At 37.3% G+C, this 23,779-nt stretch carries 18 protein-coding genes; 2 read left to right on the top strand and 16 right to left on the bottom strand.

Going from position 1 to position 23,779, the window contains the following annotated elements:
- Window positions 1–61: 61 nt before the first annotated feature.
- Window positions 62–349, bottom strand: coding sequence for a co-chaperone GroES (locus A6E03_RS01680; RefSeq protein ID WP_017022481.1), 288 nt, complete (start codon window positions 347–349; stop codon window positions 62–64).
- A gap of 466 nt (window positions 350–815) precedes the next feature.
- Here A6E03_RS01680 and A6E03_RS01670 point away from each other — a divergent pair, with 466 nt between their 5' ends.
- Together A6E03_RS01670 and gpmM are read left to right on the top strand one after the other, a co-directional pair.
- The gene (locus A6E03_RS01670; RefSeq protein ID WP_065600067.1) at window positions 816–2,162 is read left to right on the top strand and encodes an MATE family efflux transporter; all 1,347 of its coding nucleotides are present in this window, start codon (window positions 816–818) and stop codon (window positions 2,160–2,162) included.
- A 383-nt stretch (window positions 2,163–2,545) separates the two neighbouring features.
- Complete coding sequence (gpmM, locus tag A6E03_RS01665; protein ID WP_065594379.1) at window positions 2,546–4,078, top strand: 2,3-bisphosphoglycerate-independent phosphoglycerate mutase; 1,533 nt, start codon at window positions 2,546–2,548, stop codon at window positions 4,076–4,078.
- A gap of 224 nt (window positions 4,079–4,302) precedes the next feature.
- Here gpmM and A6E03_RS01660 read toward each other — a convergent pair whose 3' ends face one another.
- The 15 genes from A6E03_RS01660 to A6E03_RS01590 form a co-directional block, all read right to left on the bottom strand.
- On the bottom strand, window positions 4,303–4,731 hold the full coding sequence (locus A6E03_RS01660) for a DUF86 domain-containing protein (protein WP_065594380.1): 429 nt from the start codon (window positions 4,729–4,731) through the stop codon (window positions 4,303–4,305).
- Complete coding sequence (locus A6E03_RS01655) at window positions 4,724–5,113, bottom strand: nucleotidyltransferase domain-containing protein (protein ID WP_065594381.1); 390 nt, start codon at window positions 5,111–5,113, stop codon at window positions 4,724–4,726. Before A6E03_RS01655 ends, A6E03_RS01660 begins: the two co-directional genes overlap by 8 nt.
- Window positions 5,114–5,684: 571 nt before the next feature.
- Window positions 5,685–9,077: a DEAD/DEAH box helicase gene (locus A6E03_RS01650; RefSeq protein WP_065600066.1), complete on the bottom strand. Its 3,393-nt coding sequence runs from the start codon at window positions 9,075–9,077 to the stop codon at window positions 5,685–5,687.
- 370 nt (window positions 9,078–9,447) lie between these two features.
- Window positions 9,448–10,455: a UDP-glucose 4-epimerase GalE gene (gene galE / locus A6E03_RS01645; RefSeq protein WP_065600065.1), complete on the bottom strand. Its 1,008-nt coding sequence runs from the start codon at window positions 10,453–10,455 to the stop codon at window positions 9,448–9,450.
- 73 nt (window positions 10,456–10,528) lie between these two features.
- Window positions 10,529–11,485 carry an acetyltransferase gene (locus A6E03_RS01640; RefSeq protein WP_065594384.1) on the bottom strand — a complete coding sequence of 319 codons (957 nt, stop codon included), beginning with the start codon at window positions 11,483–11,485 and terminating at the stop codon, window positions 10,529–10,531.
- A 317-nt stretch (window positions 11,486–11,802) separates the two neighbouring features.
- Window positions 11,803–12,969, bottom strand: coding sequence for a nucleotide sugar dehydrogenase (locus tag A6E03_RS01635; protein WP_065594385.1), 1,167 nt, complete (start codon window positions 12,967–12,969; stop codon window positions 11,803–11,805).
- Between the two features lie 183 nt (window positions 12,970–13,152).
- Window positions 13,153–15,084, bottom strand: coding sequence for a nucleoside-diphosphate sugar epimerase/dehydratase (locus A6E03_RS01630; RefSeq protein WP_065600064.1), 1,932 nt, complete (start codon window positions 15,082–15,084; stop codon window positions 13,153–13,155).
- Between the two features lie 15 nt (window positions 15,085–15,099).
- Window positions 15,100–15,648 (bottom strand): sugar transferase, encoded by a 549-nt coding sequence (locus A6E03_RS01625; RefSeq protein ID WP_065600063.1) that lies wholly within the window; start codon window positions 15,646–15,648, stop codon window positions 15,100–15,102.
- Between the two features lie 10 nt (window positions 15,649–15,658).
- Window positions 15,659–16,570, bottom strand: a complete 912-nt coding sequence (locus A6E03_RS01620) for an NAD-dependent epimerase/dehydratase family protein (protein ID WP_065600062.1) — start codon at window positions 16,568–16,570, stop codon at window positions 15,659–15,661.
- Entirely contained in the window at window positions 16,567–17,475 is a 909-nt protein-coding gene (locus A6E03_RS01615) for a glycosyltransferase (RefSeq protein ID WP_065600061.1), read from the bottom strand. The genes A6E03_RS01620 and A6E03_RS01615 overlap by 4 nt, the downstream gene beginning before the upstream one ends.
- Window positions 17,476–17,613: 138 nt before the next feature.
- Window positions 17,614–18,726, bottom strand: coding sequence for a glycosyltransferase (locus A6E03_RS01610; RefSeq protein ID WP_065600060.1), 1,113 nt, complete (start codon window positions 18,724–18,726; stop codon window positions 17,614–17,616).
- A 303-nt stretch (window positions 18,727–19,029) separates the two neighbouring features.
- Window positions 19,030–20,106 (bottom strand): glycoside hydrolase family 99-like domain-containing protein, encoded by a 1,077-nt coding sequence (locus A6E03_RS01605; RefSeq protein ID WP_065600059.1) that lies wholly within the window; start codon window positions 20,104–20,106, stop codon window positions 19,030–19,032.
- A gap of 16 nt (window positions 20,107–20,122) precedes the next feature.
- Window positions 20,123–21,358, bottom strand: coding sequence for a hypothetical protein (locus tag A6E03_RS01600; protein WP_065600058.1), 1,236 nt, complete (start codon window positions 21,356–21,358; stop codon window positions 20,123–20,125).
- 9 nt (window positions 21,359–21,367) lie between these two features.
- Window positions 21,368–22,519 (bottom strand): hypothetical protein, encoded by a 1,152-nt coding sequence (locus A6E03_RS01595; protein ID WP_065600057.1) that lies wholly within the window; start codon window positions 22,517–22,519, stop codon window positions 21,368–21,370.
- Window positions 22,509–23,711, bottom strand: a complete 1,203-nt coding sequence (locus tag A6E03_RS01590) for an oligosaccharide flippase family protein (RefSeq protein WP_065600056.1) — start codon at window positions 23,709–23,711, stop codon at window positions 22,509–22,511. The genes A6E03_RS01595 and A6E03_RS01590 overlap by 11 nt, the downstream gene beginning before the upstream one ends.
- Window positions 23,712–23,779 lie beyond the last annotated feature (68 nt).

Below are 23,779 nucleotides of genomic sequence, written 5' to 3'. Positions count from 1 at the left end.
ATCGCTTACTTAGTATCGAAAATAGCAAAGTTCGAAAATCGAATTACTCAACGAGTGCTTATTATTCAACAATAGCCAGAATGTTGTATTCAGACATGATCAACACTTCTTTACCGTCGATCTTCTCTGCTTTGATGTTACCTTCTGCGAAGATCACTGAATCGCCTACTTTTACGTCTAATGGCTGTACAGAACCATTCTCTAAGATGCGGCCATTGCCAACAGCTAGAATAATACCGCGAGTTGATTTCTCAGCCGCTGAACCTGTTAATACAATGCCGCCTGCAGATTTTGATTCAGCTTCTTGGCGTTCAACGATCACTCGGTCATGTAAAGGACGGATATTCATTGCTCGTATCTCCTGATAATGTTCCATTAAAGAATAAAGTGCCATGATTTGGCTTTGGTTTATTAATGGGGTTTTTAGGGAGGGATTGCAAGGGTTTATGGCTAAATTTTTGAAGAAAGCACAGAGTTCAGATCGGTCGCAAGCTCCCTTGCAGAATTCAGAGGTGATCGTTGTGGTTACAGCGAATGATGCACTGTCCCCTCCCTTTACTAAGGGGAGGGTTAGGGAGGGGTTATTGCGCTGAAGGTAAAATCGAATACATAGTTAACTTAATTTATACGCTGCAAGTTCTTGACCCCTCCCAGCCTCCCCCTTAGTAAGGGGGAAGAGCTAAAATCAAAAGCATTCACATCTGAAATCTGCAAACGTAGCGATCTGAACTCTGCTCTTCTTAGCTCTTAGCCTTTCCTCGAATCTCGTCCCTATTTCCGCTACACTATCCATCCCACCACCACTAGAGAAAACCATGCTAGATAAACACGGTTTGCTAACCCAACCTATCGCCGACGTATTACAAAAACTCACCACCCCAATGGTGTTTGGCATGGTCGCGATTCTTCTATTCAACTTGGTGGACACCTTCTTTATCTCATTGCTTGGTACTGACGCCCTTGCAGCCGTGAGTTTTACCTTCCCGGTTACCTTTGCCGTTAACTGCATTACCATGGGGATTGGGGTTGGTTTATCTGCTTCTATTGGGCGTTTGCTCGGACAAGGCAACAGTAAACACGCGGCTCAATTAACAACACACGGATTAATCTTAGCGGTCATTCTTATTCTTATCGCTTGCAGCATTGGCTTTTTCACCATTGAACCCCTATTTCGATTATTAGGTGCAGAAGACAAACTGTTACCTCTTATCCATGAATATATGTCCATTTGGTATCTCACCATTCCGCTTCTTGTTATTCCAATGTCGAGCAACAGCGCGATTCGAGCAACAGGTGATACCACCACGCCAGCGAAAATCATGATGCTGGCAGGGTTGATCAATGGCGTACTCGATCCTTTACTTATCTTTGGGTATGGGCCTTTTCCTGAGCTAGGGATCCAAGGTGCAGCCATTGCCAGTGGCATCAGTTGGTTTGGGGCGTTATGTGCTTCTTTCTATGTATTAACTCGAAAAGTAAAATTGCTTGCTCCACCAAAGCCATCAGAGATAAAACAAGATTGGCATCAGATCTTAAAAATCGGTTCTCCCGCAGCACTATCAAACGCATTAAACCCGATATCCGGAGCCATTTTAATGATGATGCTTGCCAGCCAAGGTACGGTTGCCGTTGCCTCTTATGGTGCAGCACAACGAGTAGAGTCATTAATGTTATTGGTGATGATGGCACTCACCTCTTCGTTAAGTCCTTTTGTAGCGCAAAATCTCGGAGCTAAACAGCCAGAGCGAGTGAAGGAGGCCATCTTCTTGGCGATGAAATTCTCTGTGTTATTCCAACTGTTTCTTTATATTTTGATTGTGCCACTCAGCATTCCGCTATCTCATCTATTTAGCCAAGATGATGCCGTACAACATGGCCTATGGATGTACTTGATTTGTGTGCCATTCAGTTATGGATTCCAAGGTATTGTGATGGTGCTTGTAAGCAGTTTAAATGCGATGCAAAAACCGTTACATTCTTTCAGTTGGAGTTTCATGAGATTGTTTGTGTTTACTTTGCCGACAGCATGGATTGGCAGTCACTTTTATGGAATGGAAGGCTTGTTTATAGGGATTGCGATAGGGAATGTGATGGGTGGAATAAGTGCATGGGTGTTTGTGAAGCATAGTAAGTTATTGGAGACTATACGCTTCGCTAACTAGAATCTAGAGCGCTTCGCTCCTATAAGAACAGCACCATACTCGCTTTTGATCTTATAGTCTCTCGTTAGCGCAGCGTATAGTTTCTAGTTCTATACTTACCAACCCCTCCTAACCTCCCCTTATATCAACACTTCCAATCTCAACAGTACATCTATCAAGGGGAGGAACAGTATTGCGAATGCTGTTACCACAACGATCACCTCTGAAATCTGCAAGCGAAGCGATCTGAACTCTTTGCTCTTAGCTTTTGCTTTTATAGAAACGAAGCGGTCTAGTCTCTAGTTAGCGCAGCGTATAGTCTCTGGCTCCTTTACTCACTTTGTAGTAAAATTACACAAAGTTATTTATTCGAATTTATTAAGTTATTGACGAGGAACACCTTTATGTCAGCTAAAAAGCCTATGGCGCTAGTTATTCTTGATGGTTACGGTCACCGTGAAGCTCAAGCAGATAACGCAATCACAAACGCAAACACTCCAGTTCTTGATGGCCTAATGGCTACTCAACCAAACACACTAATTTCTGCATCTGGTATGGACGTTGGTCTACCTGATGGTCAAATGGGTAACTCAGAAGTTGGTCACACTAACATCGGCGCTGGTCGTGTTGTATATCAAGATCTTACTCGCATCACTAAAGCAATCTCTGATGGTGAGTTCCAAGAAAATGAAACGCTAGTTAACGCTATCGACAAAGCCGTTAAAGCAGACAAAGCGGTACACATCATGGGTCTTATGTCTCCAGGTGGCGTTCACTCTCATGAAGACCACATCTACGCAGCAGTAGAAATGGCAGCAGCACGTGGCGCAGAAAAAATCTACCTACACTGCTTCCTAGACGGACGTGACACTCCACCTCGTTCAGCTGAAAATTCTTTGAAAAACTTCCAAGAGCTATTTGCTAAACTAGGCAAAGGCCGTGTTGCTTCTCTAATTGGTCGTTACTACGCAATGGACCGTGACAACAACTGGGATCGCGTACAAAAATCTTACGATCTAATGACAGAAGCAAAAGCAGTATTCACTTTTGATTCAGCGGTTGAAGGTCTTGAAGCGGCTTACGCTCGTGAAGAAAACGATGAGTTTGTACAAGCAACTGAAATCAAAGCAGAAGGCGAAGAATCAGCAGCAATCGTTGATGGCGATGCTGTCATCTTCATGAACTACCGTGCTGACCGTGCTCGTGAAATTACACGTGCATTCGTTCCTGATTTCGATGGTTTTGCTCGTAACGCATTCCCAGCAATCGATTTTGTGATGTTGACTCAATATGCAGCAAACATCCCTCTTCTTTGTGCGTTCTCTCCTGCGTCTCTAGAAAATACCTACGGCGAGTGGTTATCTAAAGAAGGTAAAACTCAACTACGTATTTCTGAAACTGAAAAATACGCACACGTTACTTTCTTCTTCAACGGTGGTAAAGAAGACGAGTTTGAAGGCGAAGAACGTCAACTTGTTGCTTCTCCAAAAGTAGCAACTTACGACCTACAACCTGAAATGAGCGCACCTGAGCTAACAGAAAAATTAGTTGCTGCTATCAAATCTGGTAAGTACGACGCTATCGTTTGTAACTTCCCTAACTGTGACATGGTTGGCCACACTGGCGTATACGAAGCTGCTGTTAAAGCAATGGAAGCTCTAGATGAGTGTATCGGTAAAGTAGTTGCCGCTATCAAAGAAGTTGATGGTCAAATGCTTATCACTGCCGATCACGGTAATGCTGAAATGATGATCAACCCTGAAACAGGTGGCGTTCACACAGCTCACACTAACCTTCCTGTTCCTCTTATCTACGTTGGTAGTAAAGAGATTGAATTTAAAGAAGGCGGTAAACTGTCTGATCTAGCACCAACTATGCTAGCGCTAACTGGCACAGCGATTCCTGCTGAAATGTCTGGTGAAGTTCTTTTTAAATAAGAACTATACGCTTTGCTGACTAGAAACTAGACCGCTTCGCTTCTATAAAATCAAAAGCAGCATTGTGTTCACTTTGTTCTTATAGTCTCTAGTTAGCGCAGCGTATCGTTTCTAATCTCTGAAAATAGTAAAATGCCCACAGGCTTTATAGTCTGTGGGCATTTTTTGTTTTGGTCGAAAAAGAGTTCAGATCGCTTCACTGGCAGAATTCAGCTCTTACATCTCTACTCTGACAATAAAAAAGTGACCGCCTTCTCCGTAAAATCAGCAAGAGCTTGATAATGACCTTCACGTAAAATATCTTCAACAATAAGTAAATCAATATTTAAATAATCATGCACTAGACCATTTCGCATACCAATAATCTGTTTCCATGTACGCAACTCATTGCTAGAAATCAGACCATGCTCTTTTAACAAAGAGAATGATTGATAGGCTTCCGTTGGACTTTTATTTTGGATTTTCTTTACCATATGCTTAGATAACCCAATACACATCTCAGTAAATACTTGCAATAAACGCTCGGCAGCTAAATAGTCACGACTTTTTAAACTCGACTGATTTAGGTCAAAACGAAGTTCATTTAACTCTTTGAGATATTTCGCTTTATGGGACTCAACTTCCGCTAGATATAATTCAAGACCTTTATTCATACGATGCACTTCTTTTGCTTTCAATCAATTGATACTCAAACATTGAGTTAATACGATTCTGCTCTTTATAAAACAGAAGAGGATTATTGTTATAAATAAGCTTCCCGTACTCTATAACATTAAATGCAAGAGCTATCGGTATATGATTGATATCAACGATACTAACTTTATCTAAAGGTAGCTCCAAATGCTCCGCCCATTCCATAGCCAAACACTCCGGCCGAGTTCGCAAAGCAAAAGCAGATAACGAATGATCATTAAATGCCACAGCTAAATCAAAATCACTTTCTTGATGATGAGTACCTTGAGCCCGTGAACCGTATAACCATACCAGTTCAATACTCTCATCCATTTTGGCCAAACTAACGATAGAATCAATCATACTCAATCCATTACTGCTGTCTATTTGGATACTATAGCAGGGTTAAGGGCGCTGCGCTTAACGGTTTCAGGATTCAGGAAGAGCAAGTGCAGAGTTCAGATCGCTACGCTGGCAGAATTCAGAGGTTGTTGTTGAAATAACTGTGATCACAATATAGCTCCTCCCCTTTATCGATATAGTCACTTGGCTAAAAATATCAATATAAGGGGAGGCTGGGAGGGATTGGTTATATATAACTAGAAACTATACGCTGCGCTAACTAGACCGCTTCGCTTCTATAAAATCAAAAGCAGCACTGTGTTCACTTTCTTCTTATAGTCTCTAGTTAGCGCAGCGTATCGTTTCTAATCTCTGAAAATAGTAAAATGCCCACAGGCTTTATAGTCTGTGGGCATTTTTTGTTTTGGTCGAAAATAATTCAGAGGTTGCACTGGACTATACGCTTCGTTAACTAGAGGCTAGAACGCTTCGCTCCTATAAGAGCAAGAGCTAACAACGCATAAATCAAGTTAATTATGTACTCGCTTTTACTTTTGATCTTATAGTCTCTAGTTAGCGCAGCGTATAGTATCTAGTTCTCCCCTTCCAACAAACTCAACAACATTACCGGATCCAACGTCTTACTGGTTGAGCTTGCTGACAACACCTGATCGGCCAAGTCACGTTTATCATGATGCAGAGCGATGATCTTTTCTTCAATGGTATTTTTTGTTACCAAGCGATAAACCGTCACTGGCTTTTGTTGGCCCATACGATAGGCGCGATCGCTGGCTTGATCTTCTACCGCCGGGTTCCACCACGGATCAATATGAATCACCGTATCTGCTTCGGTTAAGTTTAATCCTGTGCCACCGGCTTTCAAGCTGATCAAAAAGACAGAGTTTGTGCCATCTTTAAACGAATCAATCGCCGCCTGACGTTGCTTAGTGGTTAACTTGCCATCCAAATAACTAAAACCGATATTTGACTCTGCTAATTGAGCAGAAAAACGTTTCAGCACACCAACAAATTGGCTGAACACCAACACTTTATGGTCGCCATCTAACGCCTCTTCAATCAAACTCTGCGCTTCAGATAACTTGGTACTGTCTTCTCCTTTCATTGAATCAAACACCAAGCTAACATCACAACAGATCTGACGTAGTTTTGTTAATGCCGCAAACACCTCAACCACACCGCGACTTGATTCACTTTTTAAATTCGCTAATGATTCTTTTCGTACCGCTTCATACGCGGTTCGCTCTTTATTAGAGAGTTCAATATGATGAACGACTTCTGTCTTCGCTGGTAATTCCGTTAGAACTTCTGCTTTAGTACGACGCATAATAAACGGACTCACTAGGGTCTTTAATCGCAGCATATCTTGTTCTTGCTTCGCTGCTTGTGCGTATTTAGAACGGAACGATTTAAGATCGCCAAGTAAGCCAGGATTCAAGAAAGAGAACAAACTCCATAACTCAACCAAATGATTCTCTACTGGGGTTCCCGATAACGCAAATCGATGCGCGGCTTGCAAACCAAACACCACTTTCGAGCGTTTCGCTTGAGGGTTCTTGATTTGCTGCGCCTCATCCAATACCGCACAATTCCAATCAATCTCATTTAAGGTTTCAGCCAATCGCGTCACCATGCCATAACTCATCACGATCACATCATTGGCACCTGCGGCATTAATAGTCGCAATACGATCACTGCTCGTCTCTAAATCAATCATGGTTAACTGTGGCGTAAAACGCTCGGCTTCTTGCACCCAATTGGTTAATACCGATTTAGGACACACCACCATACTTGGTCCTTGCTGACGATAATGGCTCAACAACGTTAAACCTTGCAGCGTCTTACCCAACCCCATGTCGTCCGCAAGGCAAGCACCAAAACCATGCTGAGAAAGATGCGCCGCCCACTCCACACTCTCTTTTTGATAATCACGCAATGGCAATAATAAATCGGCATCCAGATCTGGCTTCACTCGCCACTCTTCCACCAAGTTATCCCACGCATCATCACTGTTGGCCGACATCGACTCCACCAATTTTTGCAACGGATACGCCATGCGTTGATCGACCAATTGATCATCATCTACCAGACTGTCGATTAAGCTTAATTGACGACGTAGCTGCTCTGAGATTAATAGCGTCAACGACGAGTTATCAGCACTGACAAAACCCGTACGGTGATGCGCCAACAACTGACGTAAATCCATTTCTAAACTGCTATCAATATGAACTCGTCCATCGACTTCAAACCAATTCTGCTTTTGGTTAATCGACATTGAAAAATCTTCAACCCCAATCACTTTCACTTGTTGACTGTCTGCTTTCCAGTGCAGGTTTGCACCCAACTCACCATCAATTTTAGTGATGAACGTTAGCGCCGCTTCACCTTCAATCTGCCAAATAAAATTCTTGTTTTTTACTAACCCTAATTCATCAACCAACGCGTTAGCTTGACGCTTTTCATTAACAAGATCACGTTGATACCACACACCATCAAAACCACTTTCCCATTCACTGCCTTTTCCTGGTGACCAGCTCACATTGTTATCACTAGAACCAAACTCAATCGCCACATCCAAAGACGCGCCATTCCAAGCAAGCCACAACTGAGGTTCAGCCACACTGTCACCCCGAGTCACTGTTCCTTGTTGTTTATCCATATCAAACCAATGCACTTGATCGCCCAGTACCGCTATTAACTCTGCCGTTTGGGTTACTGGAAAATGCGGGTCTCGAACTCTTAACTCTTCTAAAAAATCCGTGAGCGGTTCAGACGCATCAATGAAAGAGTAGATACCATCGCCAGAGTGATACAACCAAGGCTGAGCACAAGTGTGTTGGTGATAATAAGGATAAGCATCAAACGCCAATTCATCCCCCACCGAGCGCCATACTAGCAACGGCGTCTCACGATAAAACGACACTTGTTCGCCATGATGATCATACACATTATCGGCATCACATAACGCATGAGCGACAGTTCGGGTGACTCTTGAGCTGCTATCTCCCCAATCCATACCATCATAGGCGGCAGCAGAAAGGATCGCGGTATCACTTGGGCTGAGTATCTCTTTGTGTTTATGATTAAACTTATCCAGAGCTACTTTGCGTCCCTGAGTCCAACCACGTTTATTCTTCGCCTGTATTTTGGCATTCACCTTCATGGCCAACGGATCTAACTGCCAAATCAAACGCTCTTTATTGGCGACTTCGGTATTTAATACCCCATCAATGCGCGTTAGCCACTGCTGCCAAGGAGAAGAGACAAGCAGTAACGGATTGCTTTGGTCCACCAAGCGAGCCAAGGCGTATTTTGCTATTTTAGCCAGCGAAAAATCATCAGGAAGTTCAAGTAAGGTGGTTACCACAGGGTTATTAGCCGATGTCATTAAGCCAACCCACACCCCGGCATTATCACGCACACGATAAGCGACAATTGATTCAATTAACATGCGGCCCCATGCTACTTTACCGTTCTTCTGAACTAGAGAAGCAAGCCAACGATCAGGGTTGTCAAAATACCGAGCTAACACCGCATCACTCGCCGTAATAAAATCTACCGAGCGTTGCCAATATTGAGGTAAGTCTTGACCTGCTTGTTCAAGAGCTAAATTTAAATTCTCTTTTGTTTTGTTTAATAAAGAAGGGTCTAGCACACTCAATAAGGCGAGGTCGCACAGTTGAGTAAAAGAGATTTTTTGATATTCAAGCTCACTAACGCTTTCTCGATGACGAAGATAACTACTATCAAACTGCGGTGCTGCCAATAAGTGATCTTTATCTACCTCTTGAGAAAAACACCATTTATCAAGCGCAACGTTAACCTTAAGGTAATTGACAGACCAATTCTCACTCTCTGCTAACGCCGCGGTAAATTCAGCATGACGATCGCTTCCGGCCTGCATATTAGGCCCACAAAGCAAAGTCGCATAGAGTTCAAGGTAGTCAGAAGGTGGATGAGAAAGCATTGGTAAGCTCACAGATAAATGGTTTATGACTCTGTGAGAGTAAAAGAAGTGTAAGGGGAATGCAATTTGATTAGGGAGGAATAGTGGAGAGCAAGGGCTTAGAATTCAGATCGCTACGCTTGCAGGTTTCAGGGGTATGCGTTGTTGCTCTTAGCTCCTCCCCCTTACTAAGGGGGAGGCTGGGAGGGGGTCAAGGGCTAACAGCGTATAATCAAGTTAGATTTGTATTCAATTCTACCTGTATCGCAATAACCCCTCCCTAACCCTCCCCTTATTAAGGGGAGGGAACTATGTGCAATTCGCTGCAATCACAACGATCACCCCTGAACCCTTCAAGGGAGCCTGCGACCGATCTGAACCCTGCTCTTGCTTAATACCCCTTCGGATTATTTGACTGCCAGCGCCACGTATCTTCTGTCATATCATCAAGAGACAACTTCGCTTCCCACTTCAACTCTTCACGAGCTTTAGCAGGGTCAGCCCAACATTCAGCAATGTCACCCGGACGACGTGGCGCAATTTTATGAGGAACAGGAACGCCAGCCGTTTTAGAGAAGGCTTCTGCCATCTGTAAAACACTGTAGCCCTTACCCGTACCTAAATTATAGATATGAAGACCCGCTTCTTTACCTTTGTATTTCAGGGCAGCTAAGTGACCATCGGCTAAGTCGACAACGTGAATATAATCACGAACGCCAGTACCATCTACGGTTGGGTAATCATCACCAAAGACAGATAAGAACTCACGACGACCAACAGCAACTTGAGAGATAAACGGCATCAAGTTGTTTGGAATACCTTGAGGATCTTCACCCATGGTGCCTGATTTATGAGAACCAACAGGATTAAAGTAACGCAATAATGTCACGCTCATTTCAGGATGCGCTTTTTGAATATCAGTTAAGCACTCTTCAACAATCAGCTTACTACGACCATACGGGTTCGTTGCTGATGTTGGAAAATTTTCATTAATAGGTACAGATGCAGGGTCACCATATACAGTCGCAGATGAACTAAATACAATGCTGTTCACGCCCGCTTTACGCATCGCTTCAACTAACACCAAGGTACCCGATACATTGTTATCGTAATACATGATTGGCTTTTCAACCGACTCACCCACCGCTTTTAAACCCGCAAAGTGGATCACGCTATCGATTTGGTTTTCAGCGAAGATAGTCGCTAGAATTTGAGGATCACGAATATCACCCTCATAAAATTTAGGTTTTACACCAACCAAAGCTTCAATGCGATCAAGCACCACTTCTTTACTGTTGTATAAGTTATCTAGAATGATCGGCGTTAAGCCCGCTTCAATCATTTGTACACATGTATGGCTACCGATGTAACCCATTCCGCCAGTGACTAATATTTTCATTTTGTTCTCTATTTATAATTTTTTAATGATAGAAAGAAGAGCCTATACGCTGTGCTAACTAGAACGCTCCGCTCTAGTATTTATTCTCAACCACTTCAATAAACTCAGCAACCAACGCTTTTGGCAGCGCATTAATTCCCGCCGCCGCTTCACGTCCACCACCCGTTTCAAACGAACTACAGATCTCTCCCGCTCCTTGCTTATTATTTAATGGAGCACGAAGAGATACCATGTATGTAGCCGCCTCTGCATTTTCAATTAATACGGCATGTGCGGAGTTTGGTAATAAATTAGCCAAAATATTACCATATACTCCACTAACACGACGAGCCCATGCTTCATTTGGCAATTCAAATAAACTCAAGTTCTCACTTTTGTGTTGCGGCTTAATCGTTAATACATTGTCCATATCAGACTTATACGCCGCTTGAAGTTGATAAAAAAGCGACGCTTTATCAGTAATAACATCAAATGGTGATGGGTATTTTAACAGCGTTCGATATAAATCCACAGGATCAAAATGTAAATCCTCTACTGTCGCCCCATACCCATTATAATTGATTAAGGTACCCAGTTCTTTTAGCTGTTCTTTCTGAACGAAAGATAAACCTGCCGCTTTCGCCAACTCATCCGCTTTCGCAATTAAGTTGTCCCCATAAGCCGCCGTAATCGCCCACTCATGAAACTGACCACCTAATAAATTATCTATAATTAAAGCGGTACACGTATTCGCATCCAAATCGATATGCGCAGATAAATTCTTGTGGACAGGAATTTCACCAGACCGATGGTGATCGGCATAAAACACCTCTGCACCAGATTCTAAAGCGAGCTTTAGGGCTACCATGTTCTTTTCCATCGAGATATCAAGAACAGTCAATTTATCTTCTGGTTTAACATCGATTTTAGTCACTAAATTAATGTCACGTTTAACGCCCGTAATGAGTTGAGATTCTAAAGGGGAAGCAAGACGAAGCTGAAGAAGTGCGATGATGCCGTCAGCGTCACCGTTGAATATGTCGTAGTTCATGAAAATCCTTTTTTAAGAACGGGAAGAGCGGTTCTATGGTCCTGATTAGGAGTCAAGGTTATAAATAATTTGAGCCTATACGCTTTGCTAACTAGAAGCTAGACTGCTTCGCTCCTATAAAATCAAAAGCAAACGCGGTACTCGTTTTTGATCTTATAGTCTCTAGTTAGTGCAGCGTATAGCTTCTAGCTAGCACTGTATATAGCCAAAAACAAAAAAGCGGACACAACCAAACCAGTCATATCCGCTCTCTAAGCTCTTACTCGCCCCTCTAGGACGAAGTCCTTCCTCGTATCTAGCAGCGAAGCGCCCTGCTTTTAATCACTACCAAACAAATCACGGGTATACACTTTACCCTCAACATCAGCTAATTCTTCCATCATGCGATTGGATACGATCACATCAGACACTTGCTTAAATTCATTCAAATCTTCAATCACACGAGAATTAAAGAAATCCGCTTCTTTAAGTACAGGTTCATACACCACGACTTCAATGCCTTTGGCTTTCAAGCGTTTCATGATGCCTTGAATCGAAGACGCTCGGAAGTTATCGGAACCCGCTTTCATGATTAAACGATAAATACCCACCACTTTAGGGTTGCGCTTCATGATAGATTCAGCGATAAAATCCTTACGCGTACGGTTAGCATCAACAATCGCACCAATAATATTATTCGGCACTTCTTGGTAATTCGCTAATAACTGCTTAGTGTCTTTTGGTAGGCAGTAGCCGCCATAACCAAACGATGGATTATTGTAGTGATTACCAATACGAGGGTCTAAACCCACCCCTTCGATAATCTGACGGGCATTCAATCCATGAGCTTCAGCGTAAGAATCCAACTCATTAAAATACGCAACACGTAAAGCAAGATACGTGTTAGAGAACAACTTCACAGCTTCTGCTTCTGTAGAGTGCGTTAGTAATACTTCAATGTTTTCTTTAATTGCACCTTGTACCAATAAATTAGCAAAGACTTGAGCGCGCTCAGATTGTTCACCAACGATAATACGAGATGGATGAAGATTATCAAACAACGCTCGGCCTTCACGTAAGAACTCAGGCGAGAAGATAATATTATCGCAGCCTAATTCCTGCTTAATACGTTCGGTATACCCTACAGGAACCGTAGACTTAATCACCATAATCGCATTTGGATTAATTGCCATCACTTCTTTAATCACCGCCTCAACAGAACCTGTATTAAAGTAGTTTGTTGCTGGGTCATAATCAGTTGGTGTTGCGATCACCACGTATTCAGCATCTTTGTAAGCGCATTCTTTATCGAGTGTTGCAATCAAGTTTAGTTCTTTATTAATAAGAAAATCTTCAATTTCAACGTCTGATATCGGTGATTGTTTATTATTAATCAACTCAACCTTTTCAGCCATGATATCAACGGCAATCACTTCATTGTGTTGAGCTAATAGCACCGCATTTGAAAGGCCAACGTAACCTGTACCAGCAATGGCAATTTTCATTATTATTTATCCTGTAGGAATTTAACTGATTTGATTATAAGAGAAAAAGTAACGAGGTGCGAGAGTACTAGAAACTATACCCTTTACTAACTAGAAACTAGACAGCTTCGCTCCTATAAGATCAAAGCAGGTGCAGTACTCGCTTTTGATCTTATAGTCTCTAGCCAGCGCAGCGTATAATTTCTAGTCTTGCAACGAAGTACTCGACTCGTGCTCCACCTTCCAAACTAAATCACCTATACCATCTACAGGAGCAAAGCCTGTCGGTGCATCAATTAATAATTGTCGAATAGTTGCATGATCAAATATATGACAAGCAGAATCTAAATTATTTAGTAGTTGGTTGTACTCACCTAAAGGTAAAAACTCTTCATTAGCCGTCATAATACGCTCATGAGCTGTTTTACCTACGTTGTCTCCAATCAATAACTCTTCATACAGTTTTTCACCTGGACGAAGACCAGTACATCGAATTTCAATATCACCATCAGGATTATCATCACTTTGTACTTGAAGGCCAGATAAATGAATAAGATTACGAGCAAGATCGGCGATCTTCACTGACTCCCCCATATCCAAAACAAAGACATCTCCGCCTTTCCCCATAGCTCCCGCTTGAATAACTAATTGAGCCGCTTCAGGAATCGTCATAAAGTAACGAGTTATATCTTGATGAGTTAATGTAATTGGACCACCTTGTGCAATTTGCTTTTTAAACAAAGGAATAACAGAGCCAGATGAGCCTAGTACATTTCCAAAACGCACCATACAGAAACGCGTACCATTCATTTTTTCATTTTCAACTTGAGCTAAAGCTTGCAAACCAAGCTCCGCCATTCGCTTAGTTGCGCCCATTACGTTTGTCGGTCGCACAGCTTTATCTGTTGAAATCAAAACAAACGATTCAACCTGAGCTTCAATCGCAGCTTGGGCAGTATAGTTTGTTCCAAAAATATTATTACGAACACCTTCAACTACATTATATTCAACCAACGGAACGTGTTTATAAGCGGCTGCATGATAAACAGTCTGTACCTTAAACGCCTTCATCGTTGCAGCGAGTCTATTTAGTCGCTGAACAGAACCAAGTAAAGGAACAACATTTATCGACAATTGTTCATTCGCAATTATTTGTGATAACTCATGCTCGATCTGATACAAACTAAATTCAGAAAGTTCAAATAACACCAAGGTATTCGGTCTATTTCTAATAATTTGTCGACAAAGTTCAGACCCAATAGAACCACCAGCCCCTGTAACCATGACCACTTTATCTTTAATATTCGCTTCCATTAATTCTGCTTGAGGTGTTACTGCAACACGCCCCAATAAATCATCAATAGATACTTCTTTAAGCTGCCCAATAGACAATTTCCCATTCACTAAATCATCTAAATTAGGAATGGTCAAAACCTCGACATGCAATTTAGCTAAAGACTCAATAATTACTTTTTTCTGCACTATAGAAGCCGAAGGAACGGCCAATAATATGGTTGATACACAGTGTTTTTTTATTAATCTTTCAAGATATTTATGCCTATAAATAGTAATACCTTGCATCGTGGTTTTATGTTTTTTTCTATCATCATCAATAAAAGCAACAGGATGAAATTCCTTTCCTTGGCGCAACATATTCGCCAACTGTAATCCTGCGGAGCCCGCGCCATAAATAATAATTTTCTTTTTTTGTTTTCCTAATACATCAGACAGCAATAAGCGAACAAGCAAACGAGAGCCGCCACATAACACGACCAAATAGGTAGCATAAATAATAGGCACGGAACGCGGCATATATAAATAATTAAAATAAGAAAAAAATACGATAAAAGCAGAAGAAAGAACAGCTGATATACAAATACTTAATACGGCGTGTAGGCTTAGATAACGGAGAATAGCTCGATATAAACCACTTTTAGTAAACACAAGTAAAGTGCATGGGATTAAAATAGCAAGTAACTTCCAATAAGACTCTTGGAAAAAATAACTTTCAATAGAATCTAAACGAGTGGCAAAAGCAGCCCAAAAAGCAAGGATGATAAATAAAATATCAACAACAATACTAACAAGGCGCTTCATTGACCTTGGCATACCCCAAATCGGTTGTAAAAAATGCATGGTTGTTCTCTTTTATTATTTAACGGCATCACCCGAGCCACTTCCTGTAGCCGTCATTATTATATACTTAAAATAAAGCTTGATTGTAAGCGAATCGATCATATTTTTATCTGTTTTCGCTAACAATTCAGGTGTCGACATATCAATATTCTGCACTTGAGCAAGACCCGTAACTCCAGGTAATACATCATATACCCCTAATGCATCCCTTTCTTTAATTAATTCAACTTGATTAAAAAGGTTTGGCCTTGGCCCAACCAAACTCATTTCACCTTTAACAACATTAATCAATTGAGGTAATTCATCAATTTTTGTTTTACGTAAAAAAGCACCTAACCTTGTAATTGATGCGTTATTAGCTAAATGACTTGCTACTGATTTTGTTTCAATAGACATCGTACGGAATTTAATCAACTTAAATGGCGTTTTATTACGACCTACTCTTTCTTGTACAAAAATTGGAGACCCAGTATCAAATAGCCCGATCACTGTAACAATTAATAAAATAGGCCATAAAAACAACAAACCAAAAAAAGCGGCAAGGAAATCTATAATGCGGATCATATAATATCTCTTATTTTTGTTCTTTAAGAAAAGCCATCGACTCTTCCATAGTATAGGGAGGGGTCCAACCCAATACTTCTTTTAAATTAGAAGAGTCAACTTCAAGATTACCAACAAGCTGCTCAACCATTGCCAGCTTACCCGTTAATTTACCAACCAAGCGTATAAAGATCATAGGAAAAGGCAACTGAATTAAACCACTATCAAGCCCTTCAGCAATCGCGTTAGTAAATTCTTTAATCGATACCGTTTCATTTTCAGAAGCTAAAAATGTATGGCCACTAGCATCAGGATGTTTTGCACAGGTTATCAATAAATCGGCTAAATTGTTAACTGAAATAAAATCACGTTTATTTTTAGCAGAACCAAATGGCAAGAAAGGAACTCGGTTTACTAAACGAGTTAACAGCCCAAAATTACCAGGAGCATTAATCCCATAAACTAATGTTGGCCTAACAATTACGACCTCAAGTCCAGTTTTTTCAGCTATTTTCTGTAATCCAATTTCAGCATCATATTTTGATTGTGCATAAGCATTGTGTGGGGACGCCTTTGATACCTCAGTAAAAGGGGTTTCATACGTAGCTGTACCATTTACACCAATAGAACTAACAAATACAAACCTTTTAACACCAGCAATAGCAGCTTCTGACGCCAGGCGGAGTGTTCCATCTACATTAACGGTTCTATAATTCTCTTCCGTATAAGAATGAGAATGTGCTAAACCAGCCAAATGGATAATACTCTTTATACCATTAAAAGCGCCACCCCAGTCTGTATTCCCATCGAGAGCAGTTATTGTAAAAATAGATTGTTCAGTATGAGGTTCACTTTTGCGAACGACACAATGAAAAGAGTTATCAATCTTTAATAAATTTGAGCCGACAAAGCCAGTAGCACCCGTTAAAAGTATTGTCTTCATTTAAATGCCTTTTTTATCGCTAAAATGAATACTGCTATAGAAAAAAACACCTTCTCTGTTTTTTTTCTTCTACACTCGTAACCTAAAAATGCTAGTTTAAATAAACTTAGGGCACTATCATTCTTTATCAGTTTAAGTGGTCTTTCATCTTGATTCAAATAAGTTGATTGTTGAATTACCCTATCTAAACCATCACCAGATAAAATAACTTTAGCTCGAGACCAAAGAGCTTGCAGCCCACTACTTGCACCAACTTCATTATCATCATGCTGACGATATAGCATTAAAGGCTCTGAACCAATAATCCAACTAAAGTTATTTGAACGAGAAAAGCTATAACAAAACCAATCATGTAGCCACAAAGAATTTAACTCAGATGATTTATTCTGTAATACTTCTTTTAGCCTAAGTGCTAATTTATGCCTTAATACAAAAGTACAACCTGGTCCTGCTGACTCAAATAAATAGTCATATTTAACCTGTTTACTATCTTTCTTTATTAATTTTTCCTTTCCATTATTCCAAAATGCAGTCACATTTCCAGAGTATGCGTCTGCATCATGATTCATTATCTGATCAATAGATTTTTCTAACTTGTAAGGTAGCCAGATATCGTCTTGGTCAGAGAAGCTAATAAATTCATAATTTGAAAAATCTACATTTTTCAATAAATGGAAAAAATTCTGTCCCGCACTTCCAAATCGCTCACCATAGTTCATAAAATAAACATTTTGATGACTCATTTCATATTTAGATACAATATCAAACGAGTTATCATCAGAAAGGTCCAGACTAATGTAGATATCAACAAGAACACCTTCTTGATTCAAAATAGAATCGAGCTGTTCTTCTATATATTTAGCTCCATTATAAGCAGCTAATAAAACACAAACATGAGGCATCATAATAAATACAAACTTTCATTCAAATATACTATATATGTATTGTTATTTAGTAATGACAGTAACATAATTAGTCAATAGTCACACCAGCAATCATTTTATCGATGATTAACATTAAAATAACCCAATTATTTAAACACCTTAATTATTAAGTGCCATCGTTTTTATTTTATTGACAAGTAAGTCCCACGAAGTCAAAACAGAATCGCTATCTTTATAATCAACACTCTTAAATACAGATTCCCCTTTAACGATATCTTTCATTATTCGAGCAAGTTCTATATGGTTATCAGGTTCAATAAATAATGCTGAAGAATAAGTACCTAACGTTTCGTATGCATAAGGTAAATCAGCTAAAATAATTGGTTTTGCGAATTCCTTGGATTCAGAGATCGGTAACCCCCATGTTTCTAATTTTGATGGGAATAATACAACATCACAAGATTTATACTGCGTTACGACTTCATCATAGCTTATCGTACCAATAAAATTAACATTTTCAATTCCATCGTATTTTTCCATTAATTTTTTTGCGTATAAGCCAGATTTTTCATTTATCGTCAATATGACTTTTATTTTCTCATATGTGCTTTGATCATGTATTTTCAAATGACTCATTGCATTTAATATAACTTCAAAATTTTTAAAGGTTCTTGCTAATGCGGGGAAAAAAAATGTTACCGAATCTTGATCTGAAAATGTATTTTTAATCAAGTTATTTTGAGGTAAAGAAGCTACCGGCTTTGAGACAATATAATCATTTGCGCCTAAATCATTAACAAGATATTTTCCTATCCATTCTTGTTGAGCAATTACGGCTTTATTCGATTTTATATTTATTTTATAAAGCCATTTATAAAATAAAGAAAAAAGGAAAAGCTTTCTTTCATATTTCAATTCTTTTATAGAAGCTTTATAAAAAGGAGACGGATTATGACAATAGACAAACTGTAAAGGTGTACTGACTCTTGGAGACATATCATGCATTGCCAACCAAATATCCGGTAATAATATTTTACTTATTTCATCTGATGTTTTGTATTCAAACCAAAGACGTTTTAACCAACTTTTCTTAACTAATGGATATTCAAAAAATGTAACATTTTCTTTTTTACAATCAGAAAATAACAATTCATTATTAACTAAACAAATAACCTCACACTGACTATCATTAGAAAAAGCATTAATTGCATCTTTAAATACTTTTAAAGGTCCAGCTTCAACTAAGTTCACACCAGAAATAACTATCTTCATTTACTTTTACCCAAATTCCGTTTCAACATCAAACTATCTAACAATTTTAGTTGAATGACTAATCTATAACTAAAAAACCGATACTCTTTAATACTTCCAGTATCAATGAACCCTAACTCTCCAATTAAACCTTTTGGTAAGTAATTACAGCATTAAGATTCATCACTACATAGTAGTATCATTATTATTTACAGTTTTTCAAACAGTTACGTTATTTCCCATATATTACTTTCTAAATTCAACACCAAAAGCAGAACTTAAAAATCTATATACTATTATTAAAACTTTAACTGGATGTTAAATCTAATTGTCATTTTTTCCACATTTTATTTTGAAATTACTTCTAACCACATCTAAAAGTGCATAACCTCGCGTGGAATCTGGTTCAATAAAGTTACCTTCCGCCCACTCATTCCAAGATTTAACTAAAAATATCCTGTCTTCCCAATTTCTATTTTCTAGAATATCTTTAACATTACGAACATGATTAGAAAATTGTTCAATCGAAGCATTATTGAAATACCAACCACGCTCACCATGTCTAATAGTCGAATCCCAACCAGGAATAATTACTGGTATTTGTTTAGTATTTTCTACATTATTAAAGTATTTAAACCTTTTTGCATAATTATATGTAATCGGTTTCAACTTGCGTATTTTTGCTAAATTCCGTCTAAATAACCGAAAGATCCTAACCAATGGACTAAATGTAATTATATTTCTAGAGTCTATATAGCAATCAGATATACCCTCTCCTAGCACGCTTGCGTTAGAATTTTCAGAGATTAAGAATATCCCAGAGAAACCAAGTTCTTTACATTTGTCGTCAAAAATCTTTTTAAACAATGAAAAGTATGGAATATCTGAAGGCTGAAATACAAAAAGAACAGGCTTATTATCAATAACTTTGTATCTTTTATCTAAAAAGAACCTAGATAAATACTCAAAATGCTTATATATATCCTCTTCACCTGGATATTTTTGTTCCTTTAACAATAAACCTTTAGTTTTGTTAAACCAACTGTGGTTAGCCCAAGAAACACAATATTTTATGTCAATGTCAGATAATAATAATTTTTCTAGTGGCGCCTCCATTAATTTTTCACCATGACCAAACCAATAATTCCAAAAACAAAAACAATCAATACCATTATTTTTGGCCAATTCATATTGCTTTTCCATGATGGATATATCTTCTAAACGATAATAACCTAAATCATCATGTGGTTGATATATTTGATGGTCTCGAGAATAACTTTTAGCCGATTTAACATGTGTCCACTCAGTAAAATCATCTCCCCACCATTCATTATTTTCTGGAAATGCATGAAACTGTGGAAGATAATATGCAAAAGATGTCCTGATATTTACAACGCTCATTGTGTTCCTTAATATATTAGATTCGAGATTCGCCAGTTTGGTCTCTTTCAGTATTATTTATAAATACATTTTCCAAAAACATATCTGTAATATTTTTTTCTAAGATATTTGTATCTATGCTATTTATTAATGTAATAGAAGACAATAAATTCAAAGGATTTAAAACAATCACTAAGATGACGCCTAAATATAAATACTTAGTACTATATCGACTATAAAAGAAAGACATTGTACATAATATAAAAAACCAACCACCATTAAAAATATATCTTCCTGCTATTGTTTTGAAATTAAGTAAGTATATTAAGGTTGGAATTGAAAGAATAAAAAATATTATTAACTTCCTGATTTTCATGTCATTTGTATGATAAAACTTAACAATAAATGGGATTAATATTAAAAGGTTAATTATATAGAAGTAATAAAGTAATTTTTCAGACCTTATATATTGACTCCAAGCACCTTCAGTATAAACAGTCCACTTAGAAATAATAACATTCACAATACCGCTACCTAATATATCACCAAATGATGTTAATAATATTAAGAATATTGGGATTATACATCCAATCATAATTGTTATTATTATTGGTATTCTTTTTAAGACATACACCCCAACCATAAAAACAAAAAATAAAAATAAAGAAGCATGAATAAGACAAGCTATAAATGCTAAAAAGAAACCAAGAAAAATATTTCCTTTACAATATCGAAGGAATCCATAGCAAAAAACAGTAAATGCCAGCGTATTTTCATAGTTACTAAAAATACCAAATGGAATTTGCTTTAGAAACATTATTAAAAATACAAATTTAAAAACAAGATTGAATTGGTTAATCTTAAGTAAAGATGCGGATTCAATAATAACTAAACAAGACAGCATTGATAAGAGAAACATACTTATAAATGAATATACTTGTACACTTAAATCTAAAAAACCTATAAATTCAAACGATATATACCTATATAGTTTTAGATTATATAAATTTACTTGGTTATCGCCATCTAAATATATTTGAAAATATGTAGATAAATCACCTTCACCTTTTATATTAATAGCTATGAAAGCAACAAATAAAGATAGAAAAATAGTGCTTACTTTAAAATATCTCTCACTAGAAAAAAATAGTAATAGAAATATAACCCCAGAAGTAAATATTGGAAAATAAAAAAATAGCAAAGGAATAATAAAATACAACAGAATCCCTTCAAAGACATCATTATATTCAATTTGTAAATTACAACATTTCATATAACATACTCACAATTCTTCAATATAGCGTTCAAAATGTTGAGATACATTTTCTAACGAAATATTTGATGCACATTTATATCTATCCAAATTAAATTCATCATTAAGATCTATATCTACATGTATTGAATGAGCATATTTAGGAATAGCGTAATCATCACAAGGTATAACACTACTCATCACTTGAAAAGCAACTTTCCCTGATAATGTAACTTCATAGAGTGCTGTTGAATTAACAGAGAAAAAATAATCTATTTCTTTCAAATACGATTTAAATGATTTAAATACGACACAATCGATATCTTTTAAATACGGCGCATTAAACTCTGCTGGATGAGGTAAATATAATACTTCTATATTTATTAATTTAAAATAATTAAAGAACTGATTAAATTTATTGATATAATCAAGATGATAATCCTGTGAGTAATGATAAAAAGGTTGCCCTAACCATACCACGACTTTATTTTGTTTAATCGGGTATTTTTCCATATTACTATAGAATTGAAATACATCAATATTTCCGACATCAGCGCCTTTTCCTAAATAAACATCTCTTTGGTAATTATCATATACAAGTAATTTATCACATTCATTATCAGCTAAGATCATAGAGGACTGAATTAATCCATGTTGAATACCAATACTGTACATCTCTTTTCGAGTACAAAAATTAACAAGCTCTCTTTCTCTAATCCATGATGTATTTTGTATTATTATTGCTTTAGTGTCGATTACGCTAATTTTATCAAAATTCTTATTAACAACCGATGCTATCAATTCCATATCAATACTATCTATATCACCTTTCGATAAGCTAATTAACTTATTAACTTTTCTAAGAGGTAGAATAGTAATTCTATTTCTAATGCAAAAGACAAATTCGCCTATATTACAACAAAAAACACCGACTTCATTTTTCTTTAATCCTAAAATTAAATCAGTATATTTAATTCCATCAAATATATATTTTGGAGCCGCCTTCAATGGAAATAAAATACGTATAAACCAAAGAAAACTAAAGGCTAACTCACTAATTATATATTTTAGAGCGTGACCCTTCCCTAATGACTTATTAATTACATTAATATAATATTCGACATAAGAAATCTTCATTTTATTTAGGAAACTTAAATTATCTAATTTTACTTTACGTTTCATTATAATTAACCACTTTTACATACAGTATAGATAACATAATTAAATTTGAGATAACCAAACCTAATGGGACATATAAAATACCAAAGAATGATAATATAGGTACTAAAGATATATATATGATTGCACTTAACATTGTTGTCTTTGCTATTGATTTATTCTGTGCATAATAAAACAAAAAATTAACCAATATTAAGTATGGGATAGTAAGAGCTATACCAAAAAGAAAAAGAGATACAAAATACTTAACATTTAAATATTCATTACCTAATATATAAGAATATACTTCAGTTGGCATGAGGAGAGACGCACATACCGGTATAGGTATAAGAATAAAGCTTTTTTTAAACCATGAAAGAACAGATTCTTTATTTATCATCCCACTTTTTAATGATTTAAAAAAATATGGAACCATTGCTTTATTTATGGCATGTATAATTACAGATAATACTAATGATATTTGAAAACTAGCAGCATATATACCAAGTGATTCTTTATCAAAAAAATTATAAATAAATATCCTATCAGCTTGACCTTTTAAGAAGAAGTTAAGTTGATGAAAGATTAATGGCAGGCCGAATGATAATATATAATCTAATCCTAACCTATATTTATTCCATGCAAAAACAAGTTTTACATTGTTGTTTTTTATAAAAAATAAGATAGTGAAAAAAACAATTATCATACCAGAAAGAGCGACAGCAATAATTCGCCCTTCCGCACTGGCTTTTATGTATTCAAAGATATAAATAGTAATAATAACTGATATAACAGAGTACATTATTTGAATGATAACATATGACCACACTTGCCGCTGACATTGCCTTAAAGACAATTGAACATTAAGTAAACTTTGTGTTAGAGCACTAATAGTAATGAATAATAAAATGTCAAGATTAAAATATAGTGCAAATAAGCTTACTATTACTGTTACTAAACACGAATATACCAACGCAGGTACAATAGCAACACCAATAGATCTCTTTCCATAAAAATAATAATATCTTGCTATAGCACCTTCTTGGCTTAAGCATATAAATACTAATAATAAAGCAATATAGGTTTGATAATATGCTAGCTCCCCATACCCTTCAATACCAAGAGTTCTAGTTAAATATGGTAATAATAAAAAAGGGATTACTTTTGAAAAAAGTTCCCCCCCTACATATATAGCACTGTCATTAAAAATCTTCATTTATTACCATATTATTTATATTAACAATCCATGAATTAGACCATAGTTATTTCATGGTTGTATTTCCT

The organism is Aliivibrio sp. 1S128 (assembly GCF_001691065.1).
Lineage (GTDB): Bacteria > Pseudomonadota > Gammaproteobacteria > Enterobacterales > Vibrionaceae > Aliivibrio.
The sequence above is the reverse complement of the archived record's forward strand: the minus strand, read 5'-3'. Positions and strand labels throughout refer to the sequence as shown.

Excerpts from the sequence above, each read along its gene's own strand:
- A6E03_RS01680 (WP_017022481.1), bottom strand. The coding sequence starts at position 349 with ATGAATATCCGTCCTTTACATGACCGAGTGATCGTTGAACGCCAAGAA.
- A6E03_RS01670 (WP_065600067.1), top strand. The coding sequence starts at position 816 with ATGCTAGATAAACACGGTTTGCTAACCCAACCTATCGCCGACGTATTA.
- gpmM (WP_065594379.1), top strand. The coding sequence starts at position 2,546 with ATGTCAGCTAAAAAGCCTATGGCGCTAGTTATTCTTGATGGTTACGGT.
- A6E03_RS01660 (WP_065594380.1), bottom strand. The coding sequence starts at position 4,731 with ATGAATAAAGGTCTTGAATTATATCTAGCGGAAGTTGAGTCCCATAAA.
- A6E03_RS01655 (WP_065594381.1), bottom strand. The coding sequence starts at position 5,113 with ATGATTGATTCTATCGTTAGTTTGGCCAAAATGGATGAGAGTATTGAA.
- A6E03_RS01650 (WP_065600066.1), bottom strand. The coding sequence starts at position 9,077 with ATGCTTTCTCATCCACCTTCTGACTACCTTGAACTCTATGCGACTTTG.
- galE (WP_065600065.1), bottom strand. The coding sequence starts at position 10,455 with ATGAAAATATTAGTCACTGGCGGAATGGGTTACATCGGTAGCCATACA.
- A6E03_RS01640 (WP_065594384.1), bottom strand. The coding sequence starts at position 11,485 with ATGAACTACGACATATTCAACGGTGACGCTGACGGCATCATCGCACTT.
- A6E03_RS01635 (WP_065594385.1), bottom strand. The coding sequence starts at position 12,969 with ATGAAAATTGCCATTGCTGGTACAGGTTACGTTGGCCTTTCAAATGCG.
- A6E03_RS01630 (WP_065600064.1), bottom strand. The coding sequence starts at position 15,084 with ATGCATTTTTTACAACCGATTTGGGGTATGCCAAGGTCAATGAAGCGC.
- A6E03_RS01625 (WP_065600063.1), bottom strand. The coding sequence starts at position 15,648 with ATGATCCGCATTATAGATTTCCTTGCCGCTTTTTTTGGTTTGTTGTTT.
- A6E03_RS01620 (WP_065600062.1), bottom strand. The coding sequence starts at position 16,570 with ATGAAGACAATACTTTTAACGGGTGCTACTGGCTTTGTCGGCTCAAAT.
- A6E03_RS01615 (WP_065600061.1), bottom strand. The coding sequence starts at position 17,475 with ATGATGCCTCATGTTTGTGTTTTATTAGCTGCTTATAATGGAGCTAAA.
- A6E03_RS01610 (WP_065600060.1), bottom strand. The coding sequence starts at position 18,726 with ATGAAGATAGTTATTTCTGGTGTGAACTTAGTTGAAGCTGGACCTTTA.
- A6E03_RS01605 (WP_065600059.1), bottom strand. The coding sequence starts at position 20,106 with ATGAGCGTTGTAAATATCAGGACATCTTTTGCATATTATCTTCCACAG.
- A6E03_RS01600 (WP_065600058.1), bottom strand. The coding sequence starts at position 21,358 with ATGAAATGTTGTAATTTACAAATTGAATATAATGATGTCTTTGAAGGG.
- A6E03_RS01595 (WP_065600057.1), bottom strand. The coding sequence starts at position 22,519 with ATGAAACGTAAAGTAAAATTAGATAATTTAAGTTTCCTAAATAAAATG.
- A6E03_RS01590 (WP_065600056.1), bottom strand. The coding sequence starts at position 23,711 with ATGAAGATTTTTAATGACAGTGCTATATATGTAGGGGGGGAACTTTTT.